An 820-nucleotide genomic window follows, 5' to 3' on the forward strand; every position below is an offset into this window, starting at 1 on the left:
ATATAGCCGCCACCGACGACCGCGAGTTTTCTCGGCACGTCGCCGAGTGCCAGTGCCTCGGTTGACGAAATCACCGGACCGCCAAAGGGCAGGAACGGCAGCTCCACCGGCGCCGAGCCGGTGGCGATGACGATCGCCTCGGCGCGGATGACTTGGCTTCCTGTCTCGGTTTCGACCTCCACAGTCTTGCCGTCGCGAAAGCTCGCCCAGCCATGCACGGTCTTGACTCCTGCCTTCTTGAGCAGGCCGGCGACGCCGCTGTTGAGCCGGCTCACGATGCCGTCCTTCCAGGCGATCGTCTTAGCCAGGTCGAGCGTCGGTGCGGTGAGCGAAATGCCAAGCGGGCTCTTGCCGCTCGCCATGTGTGAGACCCTCTCGAACTCTTCCGCCGCATGGATCAGCGCCTTGGACGGGATGCAGCCGACATTGAGGCAGGTGCCGCCTGGTTTGCCCGACTCGACGATCACCGTGTCGACGCCGAGCTGCCCGGCACGGATGGCGCAGACATAGCCCCCGGGACCGGCGCCGATGACGAGCAGCTTGCAGGAGATTTCTTTCATGTTGGCATCCTGGTTCACAATGGTGCTGGAAGGCAGATAATGTTGGGTCCTTCGCGCCGCCCTCGAAGCGCGTAATCTCCCCCCTCGAGGGGGAGATGTCGCCGAAGGCGACAGAGGGGGTCGCCGCGCGTAGAGCGCCGGCCTGCATCTGTCGCGCAAGGCGGTCGCGTCCAGTCGTACCAACCCCCTCTGGCCTGCCGGCCATCTCCCCCTCGAGGGGGGAGATTACGCCCTCCACTGCTTTCGCTGATTTTCAACAT

The 820-nt window shown here is 64.6% G+C and carries 1 protein-coding gene; it reads right to left on the reverse strand.

What is annotated here, in order from left to right; all coding sequences use genetic code 11:
* The coding region (locus EN750_RS36935; protein ID WP_189526783.1) for an FAD-dependent oxidoreductase at window positions 1-560 on the reverse strand (560 nt) is incomplete at its 3' end.
* Between the last annotated feature and the right edge of the window lie 260 nt (window positions 561-820).

It is taken from the genome of Mesorhizobium sp. M7A.F.Ca.ET.027.03.2.1 (assembly GCF_003999175.1).
GTDB lineage: Bacteria > Pseudomonadota > Alphaproteobacteria > Rhizobiales > Rhizobiaceae > Mesorhizobium.